Source organism: Streptomyces triticagri (genome assembly GCF_003429565.1).
GTDB classification, from domain to species: domain Bacteria; phylum Actinomycetota; class Actinomycetes; order Streptomycetales; family Streptomycetaceae; genus Streptomyces; species Streptomyces triticagri.
The window spans coordinates 1-14,620 of the sequence record NZ_QUAK01000067.1 but is presented as its reverse complement, the minus strand read 5'-3'; the positions used below and the strand labels follow the sequence as shown (position 1 = coordinate 14,620).

The window sequence follows — 14,620 nt, the reverse complement described above, 5'->3', positions numbered from 1 at the left end:
CGACCGGGGCGGCGGCGTGGACGGCATCGCCGGGGCAGATGTGTCCGGCGGGCTGCTGGGCCGGGCGGTCGGCGGCCGCGAGGGCTGTGCCGGTACGCGCAGTCCATCGGCGGGGGTCGTTCCCGTACGGGAGACCCGCCCGGTGCGGCGCCCACCGTCGCCGGCCGTCCTGTCCCGAGGCGGAACCGGAACCTGGTCCGGAATCGAGGTCGCGGGCGTTCCCCGGCCGGCGGTGCGCGCAGTGGCGGAGGGCTCCGGTGCGTCACCGGCCGGATGCGCAACCGGCACCCCGCCGGCGGGCGTCGGCGCCGCGGGACCCGTGGCCGGCGGCTCGGCAGGCGGCGCCGAGGAAGGGCGTGGCGGCACGGCGGCCCGCCGCCCCTGCGTCGCGTACGGCGGTGCCGAAGGACGCGGCGGCGCGGCGGGGACAGGAGGGGCCGCAGGTGGCGGAGGTGTGCCGGGCGGAGCCGAAGGGCTCACCGATGAACCCGTGTCCGTACCGGAACCAGAAGCGGAATCGGTACCGAGGTCGGAGCCAGGGGACGCGTCGGAGCCGGAGCGGTCCGCCGCCCCCGGTGCCGGCGCCGGCGGCTCGTCCGGCAGCCGGGAGGACGCGGCGGGCGGTGGCGGAACGAAGGGTCGCGCGGGGGTGCGCCGCCCGTCCGTACCCATCCGCCCCGCCCCTCGCTTGTCACGTGGCTGCTCCCTCACGCGCGCTCGGCGGCCCGGGCCGTACCCGATGCGTTCCCACCAGCACGCACCGGGATGCCCCCACCCTGTGTGCGTAGGCGTCACTCTACGGGCTGTCGCAGGCAGGGCGGGAACCTGTGAGGAACCCCGCAGACAAACGTGACCACCTCGCCGGTCGTCGCATGGTGCCGATCCTCGCTTTCCCGTCTGATACCGGGCAGGTATCTTGGGCAGGATGGCTATGACACTCCGGCTCCCCGACGACCTCGACGCCAAGCTCACCGCGCGCGCCGAGCGCACCCGGCGCAGCAAGCAGGAGCTGGCCATCGAGGCGATCCGCGAGGCCGAGGAGCGCGCGGAGCTCAGCGTGCACGATGTCCTCTCCGAGCTCGTGGAGTCCGACGCGGCAGTCCTGGACTATCTGCGGTGACCACCCCGCGCTACGTCAAGATCGACGAACTGCTCGCCATCGCGGCGAAGGTCAACGGCACCGAGCACGGTGTGCGCGATCTCGGTCTGCTCGCCTCGGCCGTCGAGCGGCCGCAGACGGACGTGTTCGGCACCGAGATGTACCCGAGCCTCCACGAGAAGGCCGCGGCGCTCCTGCATGCCGTCGCCCGCAACCATGCGCTGATCGACGGCAACGAGCGCACGGCCTGGCTCGCCATGCGCTTCTTCCTGCGCATCAACGGACTGCCCGCCGGGCATCCCGTCCCGCCGGCCGACGAGGCCGGACCGTTCGTCGAAGCGGTCGCACAGGACCACGTGGACGTCACGTCTATCACGAAGCGGCTCGCCGATTGGTTCCCCGTCGCCTGACGCCTCACTGACCCGAAGTCCGGATGCGGCACTACCCCTGGGTAACGCCGTCTGGCAGGCTGCGAGTATGACTGCCCGTGCTCTGGATCATGCCCGGTACGACAAGGCGACCGCGCACCTCGATGCGCCGCTCGCTCTGGTGGATCTGGCGGCGTTCGACGCCAATGCCGACGATCTCGTGAGGCGGGCCGGCGGGAAGCCGATCCGGGTGGCGAGCAAATCGGTGCGCTGCCGGGCCCTGCTCGAGCGGGTTCTGTCACGCGAGGGATTCTCCGGTCTGATGTCGTTCACGCTCGCGGAGTCGCTCTGGCTGGCGGAGTGCGGTTTCGACGACGTGCTGCTCGCCTACCCGTCCGCGGACCGGGCCGGCTTCGCCCGACTGACCTCGGACCCGAAGCTGGCCGGCGCGGTCACCGTGATGATCGACGACCCGGCCCAGCTGCGGCTGATCGACGCGGCACGGGACGGCGGCCGCGAGGAGGTCCGGATCTGTCTGGAGCTGGACACCGCTTGGAAGGTGCTCGGCGGCCGGGTCCGGATCGGCGCCCGCCGTTCCCCCCTGCACGCCCCGGCCCAACTCGCCGATGTGGCCCGTGCGGTGGCCCGTACGCCCGGCTACCGCCTTGTCGGGATCATGGCGTACGAGGGTCATGTGGCGGGGGTCGGGGACGCGGTCGCGGGCAGTCCGCTGCGGTCCCGGGCGATCCGTCTGATGCAGGCGGCCGCACGGCGTGAGCTGGCGGTGCGCAGGGCGGAGGCGGTGCGCGCGGTCCGTGCGGTCGCGCCGGACCTGGAGTTCGTCAACGGCGGTGGTACGGGCAGCGTGCAGCACACCGCGGCCGAGGACAGCGTCACCGAGATCGCGGCCGGCTCCGGGCTCTATGTGCCGCGGCTCTTCGACAACTACACGTCGTTCACCGGGCGTCCGGCCGCCCTGTTCGCGCAGCCGGTGGTGCGCAGGCCGGGGGTGGGTGTGGTGACCGTCCTCGGCGGCGGCTACCCGGCATCGGGCGCCGCCGGCGCGGACCGCTCGCCCGTTCCGTATCTGCCTCAAGGGCTGCGCTACGACCCGCAGGAGGGCGCCGGTGAGGTGCAGACGCCGCTGCTCGGCTCGGCCGCGGACGATCTGCTGATCGGCGACAAGGTGTGGTTCCGGCACGCGAAGGCCGGCGAACTGTGCGAGCGGTTCGACACGCTGCAGCTGGTCGAGGGCGACCGGGTGACGGGCAGCGTGCCGACGTACCGCGGCGAGGGACACACGTTCCTCTGAGCGGTACGGCGGCATTCCGGCCGAGCGGTCCGGTCAGTCGTCGGGCCCGATGCTGCTGCCCGCGCCGCCGCTGGCCTCAGAGTCGCCGACGGCCTTGATCCCCTTGGTGATGTCGTCGATGAGCTTCAGGTCGGGCCCCTTCTTCCCGGCGTCGAAGGCGAACCGTACGACGATCATCGCCTCGGTGCCGGACTTGGACGGAAAGGCCAGGGACTGGGCGTATCCGCCCGGCCCCAGCTCGGTCTCGACCTTCCAACGGACGTAGTAGCCGGAGCGGCCGTCCACGACCACGGCGCCGGACTTGACCTTCTTGTGCGACGTCATGCCGTTGAACGGCTTCCGGTCGATCAGGTCGTGGTCGTACGCCTCCTCGGCGGCCTTGGAGATGTCCTTCTCGGCGATCTCCTTGGCGCTGCCGGACTGGCCGGCCGTACGGCTGGTGACCTTGCCGGGGTGGCAGAACCCGCCGTCGCCCGGGCAGTCGTAGCTGTCCTCGGTGGTCATCACCGGGTTCGCCTCGGCCGAGTAGTCCGGCTTCTCCCAGCCGTCGGGGACCGGCAGGGTGATGCCGTTCAGCTGGTCGACGAGGAGGCCGGGGTTCTCGTCCGGTGGCGGGCCGTCGTCGGTCTGCGTCGGGGTGGGCGAGTCGAGGGGCTCGCTGGTGGCCCCGGTGGAGCTCGGCTTGGGCTTGGCGTCCGGTTCGCCTTCGTCGTCACCGTTGAGCAGTACGACGCCGGTCACGATGGACGCGATGAGCACCACGCAGGCCACGCTCAGGGCGATGATCTTCGCCTGGTTGCCGCCGCCGGGGCCGCCGGCCGGCTGCACGGGACCGAATCCCTGGGAGTGCTGAAGCCCCGGCTGCTGACCCGAGCCGAACGGGTCCGCGGTGGGGAACGGTGATCCGCCGGCGGGCCCTGTCGGCGCACCGAACTGGCCGGAGTCCCCGAACTGGCCCGGTCCGGCGCCCGGTTGGACGGGCGTCGGCGGCTGGCCGGGCGGCGGCGTCCCCGGCATCGCGGGGGTCGGAGTGCCCGCCTGTGCTGCTCTGGTGTGCGGGGTCCACGCGCTCCCGTCCCACCAGCGCTCGAGGGACGGGCCCGATGGATCCGGGTACCAGCCCGGCGGTGTCGACATGCTCATCCGGTCAGCCTAAGCGGTCGAATTCAGCGGATGCACCGGGTCCGCCTTCCCGGACAGGGCTGTCCCGACCTGTCCCGTTTCGACGTCGCCGCGGAGGTGTTGATCAGCGGGGGTGTTGGTCAGCAGGGGCGTCGATCAGAACCGGAACATCTCGGCGAGCCGGGGCCGGCCGAGGCAGCAAGTAAGCCCGGCGACCGCGACGACGGCACCCCGTACCGGCCTACAGCGGGGTGACGTACGCCCCGGAGATTCCGCCGTCCACGACGAAGTCCGTCGCGTTCACGAAAGAGGAGTCGTCGCTGGCCAGGAAGGCGACCGCGGCCGCCACCTCCTCCGCCTCGGCGAAGCGGCCGACCGGGATGTGCACCAGGCGGCGGGCCGCGCGCTCCGGATCCTTGGCGAACAGCTCCTGCAGGAGCGGGGTGTTCACCGGCCCGGGGCACAGGGCGTTGACGCGGATGCCCTCGCGGGCGAACTGGACGCCGAGTTCGCGGGACATGGCGAGCACGCCGCCCTTGGAGGCGGTGTAGGAGATCTGTGAGGTCGCGGCTCCCATGATGGCGACGAAGGACGCGGTGTTGATGATGGAGCCGCGGCCCTGGCGGCGCATGTACGGGATGGCCGCCTTGCAGCACAGGTACACGGAGGTGAGGTTGACCTCCTGCACCCGGCGCCAGGCCTCGAGTCCGGTGTCCAGGATGGAGTCGTCGTCGGGCGGTGAGATGCCCGCGTTGTTGAAGGCGATGTCGACGCTGCCGCAGATGCGGTGGGCCGTCTCGAAGAGCGCCTCGACCTGCTCGGGGTCGGTGACGTCGACCCGTACGAAGGTGCCGCCGACCTCGTCGGCCGCGGCCTTGCCGGCCTGTTCGTCGATGTCGGCGCACACCACATGGGCACCCTCGGAGGCGAGGCGGCGGGCGGTGGCGAGGCCGATGCCGCTGCCCGCGCCGGTGACGACGGCGCCGCGGCCGACGAGGCGGCGGCAGACGACGGCGTCCGTGGCGTCCCGGGCGGGTTCGGGGGTCTGTGCGGTCATGGGGATCAGGCCTCCGTACTGATGAAGACGTTCTTGGTTTCGGTGAAGGCGGTCAGGGCGTCCGGCCCGAGTTCCCGGCCGAGTCCGGACTGTCCGTAGCCGCCGAACGGCGTCGCGTACCGCACCGCCGAATGGGAGTTGACCGACAGATTGCCCGCGGCGACGGCGCGGGCGACGCGGATCGCGCGTCCGGTGTCCCGGGTCCACAGGGAGCCGGCCAGTCCGTACTCGGTGGCGTTCGCCAGGCGTACGGCGTCGGCCTCGTCGTCGAAGGGCAGCACCACGGCGACCGGTCCGAAGACTTCCTCGACGGCCACCGGGGCCGCCGGGTCGACGCCGGCGAGTACGGTCGGCGGGCACCAGAATCCGGGGCCCTGCGGGGCGCTGCCGGACAGGGTGACCAGTCCGTCGCCGCCCGCCCGGTAGGGCGCCAAGTAGGAGCGGACACGGTCGAGTTGGGCGCGTGAGATCAGCGGGCCCATCTGGGTCTTCTCGTCGGACGGGTCGCCGACCGTGACCGACTGCACGGCTGGTTCGAGGAGCTCCAGGAAGCGTTCCAGTACCGGGCGCTGGACGAGGATGCGGCTGCGGGCGCAGCAGTCCTGTCCCGAGTTGTCGAGGAACGACATCGGGGCCGCGGCGGCGGCCGCCTCCAGATCGGCGTCGGCGAAGACGATGTTCGGGCTCTTGCCGCCGAGTTCGAGCGTCACCCGCTTCACGCGGTCCGCGCAGCGGGCCATGATCTGCTTGCCGACCGGCGCCGAACCGGTGAAGACGATCTTCGCGACCCCGGGGTGCTCGACCAAGGCGCTGCCGGTGACCGCGCCCGCGCCGGGCAGCACCTGGAACAGGCCCTCGGGCAGGCCGGCGTCCAGGGCGAGTTCGGCCAGGCGGAGCGCGGTGAGCGGGGTCGTCTCGGCCGGCTTGAGCAGGACGGCGTTGCCGGCGGCGAGGGCGGGGGCGGTGCCCCAGGCGGCGATCGGCAGGGGGAAGTTCCAGGGGACGATGATGCCGACGACGCCCAGCGGTTCGAGGAAGGTGACGTCGAGCCCTCCGGCGACCGGGATCTGCCGGCCGCTGAGTCGCTCCACTCCCCCGGCCGCGTAGTCGAGCAGGTCGCGGGCGTTGCCGGCCTCCCAGCGGGCGTTGCCGACGGGATGGCCCGCCTCGCGCACCTCGAGCGCGGCGAGTTCCTCGACGTGCGCGTCCACGACGGAGGCGAAGCGGCGCAGCAGCCGGGCCCGGTCGGCGGGTGCTAGCGCCGCCCACTCGGCCTGTGCGGCCGTTGCCCGGGTCACGGCGGCGTCGACCTCGGCGGGGGTGGTGGCGGGGACGGTGGCGACGAGTTCCTCGGTCGCCGGGTTCAGTACGTGATGCTCGCGCGGGATGTCCACGGGGTCCTGTGGCGGTACGGGAGCGGGGGCGGCGTGCGGTACGGACAAGGAACGGTCCTCACATGCGTTCGAAGGAGCGGCGGAGCTCCCAGTCGGTCACCGCGGCGTCGAACGCTTCGAGTTCGACCCGCGCCATGTTGCGGTAGTGGGCGACGACTTCGTCGCCGAAGGCGGCCTTGGCCACGGGGCTGCTCGCCCAGAGCTCGGCGGCCTCGCGGAGGGTGGCGGGGACGTGCTCGTACTCGCCGGTGTAGGCGTTCCCCGCGCAGGGTTCGGGGAGTTCGAGCCGCTGCTCGATGCCGTGCAGGCCGGCCGCGATCAGGCCCGCGACGGCCAGGTGCGGGTTGACGTCGCCGCCGGGCAGCCGGTTCTCGAAGCGGAGCGAGCGGCCGTGGCCGACCACCCGCAGCGCACAGGTGCGGTTGTCGTGGCCCCAGGCCACCGCGGTGGGCGCGAACGATCCGGGGGTGAACCGCTTGTAGGAGTTGATGTTGGGGGCGTACAGGAGCGAGAAGTCGCGCAGCGCGGCGAGCTGTCCGGCGAGGAAGTGCCGCATCACCTCGGACATGCCGTGCGGGCCGTCGCCCGGCATGACGTTGCCGCCGTCGCGGTCGGCGAGCGAGAGGTGGATGTGGCAGGAATTGCCCTCGCGTTCGTTGTACTTGGCCATGAAGGTGAGCGAGACGCCCTCCTGGGCGGCGATCTCCTTGGAGCCGGTCTTGTACACGGCGTGCTGGTCGCAGGTGACCAGGGCCTCGTCGTAGCGGAAGGCGATCTCGTGCTGGCCCGGATTGCACTCGCCCTTGGCGGACTCGACGACCAGGCCCGCGCCCGCCATCTCCTTGCGGATACGGCGAAGGAGCGGCTCGACGCGGCCGGTGCCGAGGATCGAGTAGTCGACGTTGTACTGGTTCACCGGGGTCAGCCCGCGGTAGTCGCTGTCCCAGGCCTCCTCGTAGCTGTCCTTGAAGACGATGAACTCCAGCTCGGTGCCGACCATCGCGGTGAGTCCGTGCGCGGCCAGGCGGTCGAGCTGGCGGCGCAGGATCTGCCGGGGCGCGGCGACCACCGGTGAGCCGTCCTCCCAGGCGAGGTCGGCGACGACCAGGGCGGTGCCCTCGTTCCAGGGCACGCGGCGCAGGGTGGTGAGGTCCGCGTGCATGGCGAAGTCGCCGTAGCCGCGCTCCCAGGAGGACATCTCGTAGCCGTCGACGGTGTTCATGTCGGCGTCCACGGCGAGCAGGTAGTTGCAGCCCTCCGTGCCGTGCTCGAGGACCTCGGCGAGGAAGAATCCGGCGTCGAAGCGCTTGCCCTGCAGGCGGCCCTGCATGTCGGGGAAGGCCAGGACTACGGTGTCGATCTCTCCGCCGTCGACGAGGTCACGCAGCTCCTCGACGTCCAGCGGGGCTGTTCGGTCGGCCACGGGGACTCCTCCTTCGGCACTCCGGGAGGCTTAAGGTATTCCTGACGACCTTTTCTTGGGAAGGGGGAATCGCGGTATGGCGGATATCGCGGACGGCGAGCGTCTGGCGCGGGCCCTGCGGCCGGTGCGGGCGGGCAACGGCTTCGAGGAGGCCCTGGAGCAGATCCTGCAGGTGGTGCGCCTCGGCCTGGTCCCGGCCGGCGAACGGCTGCCCGCGGAGCGGGAGTTGGCCGAGCAGCTCGGCATCAGCCGGGTCACCCTGCGGGAGGTTCTCAAGGTGCTCCAGGACCAGGGCCTGGTGGAGAGCAGGCGTGGCCGCTACGGCGGTACCTTCGTCCGGCCGCGTCCCGAAGGCGCCCTCGGAGAAGGCGAGTTGCTCCGCAGGCTGGGCGATGTGGACGTGGCGGACGCGCTGCGCTTCCGGTCCGTCCTGGAGTGCGGTGCGGCGGAACTGTGCGCCGAGCGCGGCCTCGACGAGGACGAGCGGGAGCGGCTGCGCGCCGCGCTCGCGGCCACCGCGGACGCCCCGCTCGCGGACTACCGGCGCCGTGACACCCTGCTGCACCTCACCCTCGCCGAACTGTCCGGATCACCCACCCTCACCGCCCGGTACGCGGCCGTGCGCGCCACCGTGAACGAGCTACTGGACTGCATCCCGCTCCTGGTCAGGAACTTGGAGCACTCACAGGAGCAGCACACCGAGATCGTCGAGGCGGTGCTGGCCGGGGACCCGGAGCGGGCCCGGCGGGCCGCGCGGGAACACTGCGAGGGCTCCGCCTCACTGCTGCGCGGATTCCTCACCTGACACGCCGATTACACCGGATTCGCCGGCGACAGCGGTAACCCGAAAGTAACGCAGAGGTCTTGCTTCCCGGCCGCGTGCGGCGCAAAGGTATGGAGCCATTCCATTGGACCCGAGTCCGCAGGAGCCCCGCCATGACCTCAGCACGGACCGAGAGCGGCACCACACCGGATCCCGACAGCCGGACCGGCGGGGGCGGGGGCGGCACGGGCGACGGCTATCTGGAGCGCCGGGCCCTGCGCCGCGGCAGTGCCGGCTGGCTGCTGCTCACCGGACTCGGCGTGGCCTATGTGGTCTCCGGCGACTACTCCGGCTGGAACTACGGACTGGCCGAGGGCGGCTTCGGCGGCCTCGCCATCGCCATGGTCCTGATGGGCCTGATGTACACCTGCATGGTCTTCTCGCTGGCCGAGCTCTCCTCCATCCTGCCGACCGCGGGCGGCGGTTACGGCTTCGCCCGCCGCGCGCTCGGCCCCTGGGGCGGCTTCCTCACCGGCACCGCGATCCTCATCGAGTACGTACTCGCCCCGGCGGCGATCTCGCTGTTCATCGGCGACTACGTGGAATCCCTCGGCCTGTTCGGCCTCGAGTCGGGCTGGCCGCTGATCCTGGCCTGCTTCATCCTGTTCATCGGCATCCACCTGTGGGGCGTCGGCGAGGCGCTGCGCTTCAGCTTCGTGGTGACCGGTATCGCCGTGGTCGCCCTGCTCGTCTTCGCGGTCGGCGCCTTCACCGAGTTCGACGCCTCGGGACTCAATGACATCCCGGTCGACGGTGAGGCCCTGGGCGCCAACTCCTGGCTGCCGTTCGGACTGCTGGGCATCTGGGCGGCGTTCCCGTTCGGCATGTGGTTCTTCCTCGGTGTGGAGGGCGTGCCGCTCGCCGCCGAGGAGACCCGCGATCCGGCCCGTACGCTTCCGAAGGCCATCCGCTGGTCGCTGCTCGTCCTGGTGCTGCTCGCCCTGCTCACCTTCTTCTCGTCCGCGGGCGCCCGCGGTTCGGCGGCGATCCAGGACGCGGGCAATCCGCTCGTCGAGGCGCTGCAGCCGGACGGCGAGCCCACCACACTCAGCCGGATCATCAACTACGCAGGTCTCGCAGGCCTGGTGGCGTCGTTCTTCTCGCTCATCTACGCCGGCTCCCGGCAGCTCTTCGCCCTCTCCCGGGCCGGCTACCTGCCCCGCTTCCTGTCCCTCACCAGCCGGCGCAAGGCCCCCTACCTGGGCCTTCTGGTGCCCGGCGCGATCGGCTTCGGACTCGCCGCGGGCAGTGGCGACGGCGCCCGGATGTTGAACGTCGCGGTCTTCGGCGCCACCATCAGCTACGCCCTGATGTCGCTCTCGCACCTGGTGCTGCGCCGCCGCGAGCCGGAGCTGCACCGGCCGTACCGGACGCCGGGCGGTGTGCTGACCTCGTCCGTGGCGCTGTTCCTCGCGTGCGCGGCGCTGGTCGCGACGTTCCTGGTGGATGTGACGGCCGCGTTCATCGCGCTCGGCGTGTATGTGTTCGCCCTGGCGTACTTCGGCCTGTACAGCCGTAAGCATCTGGTGGCCAAGGCGCCGGAGGAGGAGTTCGCCGCGCTGGCGGCGGCCGAGGCAGAGCTGGAACGCAACTGACCGGAGTGTGAGGGAGTACGTGGTGAACAGGCCGTTGGTCGGGGTCAGTACCTACCTGGAGGCGCGGGCGTCCTGGGGCGTCTGGGAGCTGCCCGCGGCGCTCCTTCCGGCCGGCTATCCGCGGCTCGTCCAGGCGGCGGGCGGTCTCGCCGCGATGCTGCCGCCGGACGCGCCCGAACAGGCCGATGCGGTGGTGTCCCGCCTCGACGCACTGGTGATCGCCGGCGGTCCCGACGTGGATCCCGGACGGTACGGCGCCGAGCGCGACCCGCGCTCCGGCCCTCCGGCACCGGAGCGGGACGCCTGGGAACTCGCCCTGATCCAGGCAGCGTTGGCGTCCGGCACCGCACTGCTCGGCATCTGCCGGGGCATGCAGCTGCTCAACGTGGCACTCGGGGGCACCCTCGTCCAGCACCTCGACGGGCACACCGGGCCCGACGGCCGCGTCGGCTGCTTCGGCACGCACCGCGTCCGGCCGGTGCCGGGCACTCGCTACGCCGCCGCCGTACCGGACGAGCAGGACGTACCGACGTACCACCACCAGGCAGTGGAACGGCTCGGCCGTGACCTGGTACCCACCGCGCATGCCACGGACGGCACCGTGGAGGCGGTCGAACTCCCGGGCCCCGCCTGGGTGCTGGGAGTGCAGTGGCATCCGGAGATGGGCGACGACCTACGGGTGATGGAGGCCCTGGTCCGGGCGGCGGGCGCCTGACGCGCGCCGTCACGCCTCGCGCGGACCGCTGCTCTGCGCAGCACCGCCCGGGCCGGGTGGCCGCCGGGTCAGGGACAGCAGGTCGCGGGCCGGTCCGGTGGGGCGGTGGCCGGTCGGCCAGACCGCACGCAGATCGCGGCGCAGACGGACGCCCTCCACCGGCACCTTGACCAGACGGTGCGCGGCGAGCTCCTCGCCGACCGCGAGTTCGCTCAGCACCGAGGGGCCGGCGCCGCTGACCACGGCGGCCTTGACGGCCGTCGTCGAGGCCAGTTCGAGCAGGGGTGGGGCGAGGCCGCCGTGCGGGGCGAGCGCCGCGTCGAGCACCTGCCGGGTGCCCGAGCCCTCCTCACGCAGGATGAGGCCGGTGGTCGCGAGTTCGGCGGCCGGCACCGGACGGCGGCGCTTCGCCCACGGGTGACCGGCACCGACGACCACCACCAGACGGTCCTGGGCGACGACCGCCGCACCGAGCCCGGGCGGGACCGCGGGCCCTTCGACGAATCCGAGATCCGCCTCGTGCGCGAGCAGCCGCTCGGCCACCATCGTCGAGTTCCCGGCCTGCAACGACACTGCGGTGTCCGGGCGCCCTCGGCGCAGCGCGATCAGCCAGCCGGGCAGCAGGTACTCGGCGACGGTCAGGCTCGCGGCCACCCGCAGCCGCGAGTCGCGCCGCCCGCGCAGCGCCTCGGCTCCGGCGTCGAAGGCCTCCGCGGCCTCGACGATGCGCCGCGCCCAGTCGGTGACGAGGGCACCGGAGTCGGTCAGCCGGGAGCCGCGCGGTGAGCGGTCCACCAGGGCGAGCCCCAGCCGGCGTTCCATGGACCGGATCCGGCCACTGGCGGCGGGCTGCGAGATGCCCAGCTCGCGAGCCGCGCCGCCGAGGCTGCCGAGCCGCGCCACCGCGAGCAGCAGCTGCAGACCGGCCAGATCCGGCACCCGGTCACCGAGCCGCACGGACCGCCCCTCATGCTCCTCACTCATCAGCCCAGCTTATGCCCTCATAGGAACAAACCCCCTGGTGAGGCCCCCGCCCCGAAGGCAGCCTGCTGTCATGGCCACCTACGCGCAGCCGCGGCAGCTGCCCGCCCGCACCCGTACCGTCCGCCCGGACTCCCCGCTGCGGTGGCTCGGACCCAACTGGTACGCGGCCGTGATGGGCACCGCGATCGTCGCGTCCGCGGGGCTGGCGCTGCCCCGGCCGATACCCCGGCCGGCCGCCGTGGCCGTGTGGGCGCTGTCCGCGGCCGCCCTCGCCGTCCTGCTCGCCGGCCGCACCGTGCACTGGCTGCGCCACCGGGACCAGGCCAGGGCACATCTCCTGGACCCGGCCGTCGCGCCCTTCTACGGCTGCCTGTCGATGGCGCTGCTCGCGGTGGGCGGCGGCACCCTGGTCGCGGGCCGGGACCTGATCGGGACACGGGCCGCCGTGGCCGTCGACGCCGTCCTGTTCACCGCCGGCACCCTCACCGGGCTCCTCGCCGCGGCCGCCGTACCGTATCTGATGGCCACCCGGCACCGGGTGACCGCCGGCGGCGCAACTCCCGTGTGGCTGCTGCCCGTTGTCGCCCCGATGGTCTCCGCCGCGCAGGGCCCGCTGCTGATCCCCCAGCTGCCGGCCGGCCAGTGGCGCGAGGCGATGCTGCTCGGCAGCTACGCCCTGTTCGGACTGAGCCTGCTCGCCACCCTGCTGATGCTGCCGCTGATCTTCGGACGGCTCGTCGTGCACGGACCGCTGCCGCTCGCGCTGACTCCCACCCTGTTCCTGGTGCTCGGCCCGCTCGGACAGTCCACCACGGCGGTGAACGCGCTCGCCGACGTCGCACCGGGCGCGATCGACCCGTCGTACGCCTCGGCCTTCGCCGCCTTCGCGGTGGTCTACGGGGTGCCGGTGATGGGCTTCGCCCTGCTGTGGCTGGCGTTCGCCGGCGCCATGGTGGTGCGTGCCGCCCGGCAGGGCATGGGGTTCTCGATGACGTGGTGGGNGTTCGCCGGCGCCATGGTGGTGCGTGCCGCCCGGCAGGGCATGGGGTTCTCGATGACGTGGTGGGGCTTCACCTTCCCGGTCGGCACCTGTGTCACCGGGGCGGCCGGCCTGGCCCGGCACACCGGGCTGGTGGCGTACGGCTGGCTCGCGGTGGCCCTCTTCGGCTTCCTGCTCGCCGCCTGGGCCGTCGCGGGTTTCCGTACGCTGCGCGGGCTCTTCAGCGGAGCGCTGCTCGCAGCGCCGCGCTGAGCCTGCCGGGCGCCTCGGTCAACGACGGCCCGTACCAGGTCAATTGACGGCCGTCCACGAGCGCGGCCGGCAGCGGGGCGAAGGCCTCGGGCCCGTCCTCTGCGGTGAAGCGGTACGGCTCGTCGGGCAGCACCACGAGATCCGGCGCGGCGGCGACCAGCTCGTCGACGGGGATGCGCGGATAGCGCTCGGCGTGGTCGGCGTACACGTTCTCGACGCCGAGCCGGGCGAGGAGATCACCGGCGAAGGTGTCCCGCCCTAGGACCATCCACGGCCGGCGCCAGATCGGCACCACGGCCCGCAGTCCCGGGCCGACCGGGGTGAGTGTGCGCCAGGCCTCGCGGGCCTCGTCCAGCCAGCCGGGCCGGGGAAGTCCGCAGCCGTCGACCAGGACGCGTTCCAGTTCGCGCAGCGCGTCGGGGAGCGAGCGGATCTCGGTGACCAGGACGTCGAGGCCGGCGGCCCGCAGGGCGTCCAGGTCGGCCGGCCGGTTCTCCTCCTCGTTGGTGATGACGAGGTCCGGGGCGAGCTCGGTGATCGCCGCGATGTCCGGGTTCTTGGTCCCTTTGATGCGTACGGCGCCGTGGGCGTCCAGGTCCGCCGGGTGGCTGCACCAGTCGGTGACGCCGACGAGGAGTCCGGGGTCGCCCGCCGCCACCGCCTCGGTGAGCGACGGCACGAGCGAGACGACCCTCACTCGGACTCGGCCTTGATGTGCTCGGCCACGGCGACCACCAGGACCCGGGTGTCCGGCACGGCGGCCCGCCAGCGGTGTCGGACCCCGCCGGACAGGAAGAGGGTGTCCCCGCGGGCGAGCCGGTACGCGCGCCCCTCGGCCTCCACCTCGACGGCTCCCTCGGTCACGTACAGCAGTTCGTCGTTGCGATGCTGGAACTCGCCGCTCGCATCGGGGTCGCCCGCGAACTCCAGGGCGTGCAGCTGGTGGTGCCCCTTGACCAGGCGGCGTACGCCGGGGGGCTCGGCGGAGTGGTCCGCGCGCACCACCTCGACGGTGCGCCGGGCGTCGGCGGCGCAGAGCAGTTCGACGGCGGTGGTACCGAGCGCGTCCGCCACTCGTTCCAGTGAGGCGCGGCTCGGGCGGGCGCGTTCGTTCTCCACCTGGCTGAGGAAGGGGACGGACAGGCCGCTGCGGCCCGCGACGACCGCGAGGGTGAGACTCAGTGCCCTGCGGCGGCGGCGAATCGCCGCGCCGACCCGGACGTTCTCCTTGTCGTCCATGCTCCGGCCCCCCTCGTGTGTGCGGTCCGACCCGGTGCTGCCTGCACCCTACGCAAGCCGCGCCGCCTGTGCCCCGTCAACGACTCTCCTGCTCCCCGTGCCCCGTTCGGGTGTCCGCCGAAACGCCTCGCCCTCGGGCGGTCCGGGCGGTACGACACCCCGGCAGCACACCACGGACCCGCCGCATGAAAAAAAAGGGGGTGGGGCCCGCCGCAGGCCGAATGACCTGCGGCGGGC

14 protein-coding genes and 1 pseudogene are annotated in these 14,620 nt (G+C 72.7%); 8 read left to right on the top strand and 7 right to left on the bottom strand.

Annotation, left to right across the window (positions count from 1 at the left end; all coding sequences use genetic code 11):
* The first annotated feature begins 925 nt into the window (after positions 1–925).
* The 3 genes from DY218_RS12295 to DY218_RS12285 all read left to right on the top strand — a co-directional run bounded on the left by DY218_RS12295 (position 926) and on the right by DY218_RS12285 (position 2,779).
* Complete coding sequence (locus DY218_RS12295; RefSeq protein WP_128556010.1) at positions 926–1,120, top strand: ribbon-helix-helix domain-containing protein; 195 nt, start codon at positions 926–928, stop codon at positions 1,118–1,120.
* Positions 1,117–1,509: a type II toxin-antitoxin system death-on-curing family toxin gene (locus DY218_RS12290; RefSeq protein ID WP_128556009.1), complete on the top strand. Its 393-nt coding sequence runs from the start codon at positions 1,117–1,119 to the stop codon at positions 1,507–1,509. The genes DY218_RS12295 and DY218_RS12290 overlap by 4 nt, the downstream gene beginning before the upstream one ends.
* Positions 1,510–1,576: 67 nt before the next feature.
* Entirely contained in the window at positions 1,577–2,779 is a 1,203-nt protein-coding gene (locus tag DY218_RS12285) for an amino acid deaminase/aldolase (RefSeq protein WP_128556008.1), read from the top strand.
* 33 nt (positions 2,780–2,812) lie between these two features.
* Here the strand turns inward: DY218_RS12285 and DY218_RS12280 are convergent, their stop codons facing one another.
* From DY218_RS12280 to DY218_RS12265, 4 genes are all read right to left on the bottom strand, one after another.
* Positions 2,813–3,922, bottom strand: a complete 1,110-nt coding sequence (locus tag DY218_RS12280) for a DUF2510 domain-containing protein (RefSeq protein ID WP_128556007.1) — start codon at positions 3,920–3,922, stop codon at positions 2,813–2,815.
* A gap of 220 nt (positions 3,923–4,142) precedes the next feature.
* Complete coding sequence (locus DY218_RS12275) at positions 4,143–4,958, bottom strand: 3-oxoacyl-ACP reductase (RefSeq protein ID WP_128556006.1); 816 nt, start codon at positions 4,956–4,958, stop codon at positions 4,143–4,145.
* 5 nt (positions 4,959–4,963) lie between these two features.
* Entirely contained in the window at positions 4,964–6,346 is a 1,383-nt protein-coding gene (locus DY218_RS12270) for an aldehyde dehydrogenase family protein (protein WP_128556013.1), read from the bottom strand.
* Between the two features lie 64 nt (positions 6,347–6,410).
* Positions 6,411–7,775 carry a glutamine synthetase family protein gene (locus tag DY218_RS12265; protein WP_128556005.1) on the bottom strand — a complete coding sequence of 455 codons (1,365 nt, stop codon included), beginning with the start codon at positions 7,773–7,775 and terminating at the stop codon, positions 6,411–6,413.
* Between the two features lie 76 nt (positions 7,776–7,851).
* On the opposite strand from DY218_RS12265, the gene DY218_RS12260 reads away from it, so the two are divergent.
* From DY218_RS12260 to DY218_RS12250, 3 genes are all read left to right on the top strand, one after another.
* Positions 7,852–8,580 carry a FadR/GntR family transcriptional regulator gene (locus DY218_RS12260; protein ID WP_128556004.1) on the top strand — a complete coding sequence of 243 codons (729 nt, stop codon included), beginning with the start codon at positions 7,852–7,854 and terminating at the stop codon, positions 8,578–8,580.
* 131 nt (positions 8,581–8,711) lie between these two features.
* Positions 8,712–10,193: an ethanolamine permease gene (gene eat, locus DY218_RS12255; RefSeq protein WP_233521556.1), complete on the top strand. Its 1,482-nt coding sequence runs from the start codon at positions 8,712–8,714 to the stop codon at positions 10,191–10,193.
* Between the two features lie 22 nt (positions 10,194–10,215).
* The gene (locus DY218_RS12250; RefSeq protein WP_233521555.1) at positions 10,216–10,908 is read left to right on the top strand and encodes a gamma-glutamyl-gamma-aminobutyrate hydrolase family protein; all 693 of its coding nucleotides are present in this window, start codon (positions 10,216–10,218) and stop codon (positions 10,906–10,908) included.
* A 9-nt stretch (positions 10,909–10,917) separates the two neighbouring features.
* Here the strand turns inward: DY218_RS12250 and DY218_RS12245 are convergent, their stop codons facing one another.
* On the bottom strand, positions 10,918–11,892 hold the full coding sequence (locus DY218_RS12245) for a LysR family transcriptional regulator (protein WP_128556002.1): 975 nt from the start codon (positions 11,890–11,892) through the stop codon (positions 10,918–10,920).
* A 70-nt stretch (positions 11,893–11,962) separates the two neighbouring features.
* Here DY218_RS12245 and DY218_RS12240 point away from each other — a divergent pair.
* A pseudogene (locus DY218_RS12240) lies at positions 11,963–12,893 on the top strand (TDT family transporter); the annotation flags it as partial.
* Position 12,894: 1 nt separating this feature from the next.
* A partial coding sequence (locus DY218_RS35055; RefSeq protein WP_456341170.1) for an SLAC1 family transporter occupies positions 12,895–13,144 on the top strand: 250 nt, incomplete at its 5' end.
* On the opposite strand, the gene DY218_RS12235 is transcribed toward DY218_RS35055, so the two are convergent.
* Positions 13,113–13,841: a helical backbone metal receptor gene (locus tag DY218_RS12235; protein ID WP_128556000.1), complete on the bottom strand. Its 729-nt coding sequence runs from the start codon at positions 13,839–13,841 to the stop codon at positions 13,113–13,115. The two genes, DY218_RS35055 and DY218_RS12235, sit on opposite strands and share 32 nt — an antisense overlap.
* On the bottom strand, positions 13,838–14,383 hold the full coding sequence (locus DY218_RS12230; protein WP_128555999.1) for a helix-turn-helix domain-containing protein: 546 nt from the start codon (positions 14,381–14,383) through the stop codon (positions 13,838–13,840). Before DY218_RS12230 ends, DY218_RS12235 begins: the two co-directional genes overlap by 4 nt.
* Positions 14,384–14,620: the final 237 nt, after the last annotated feature.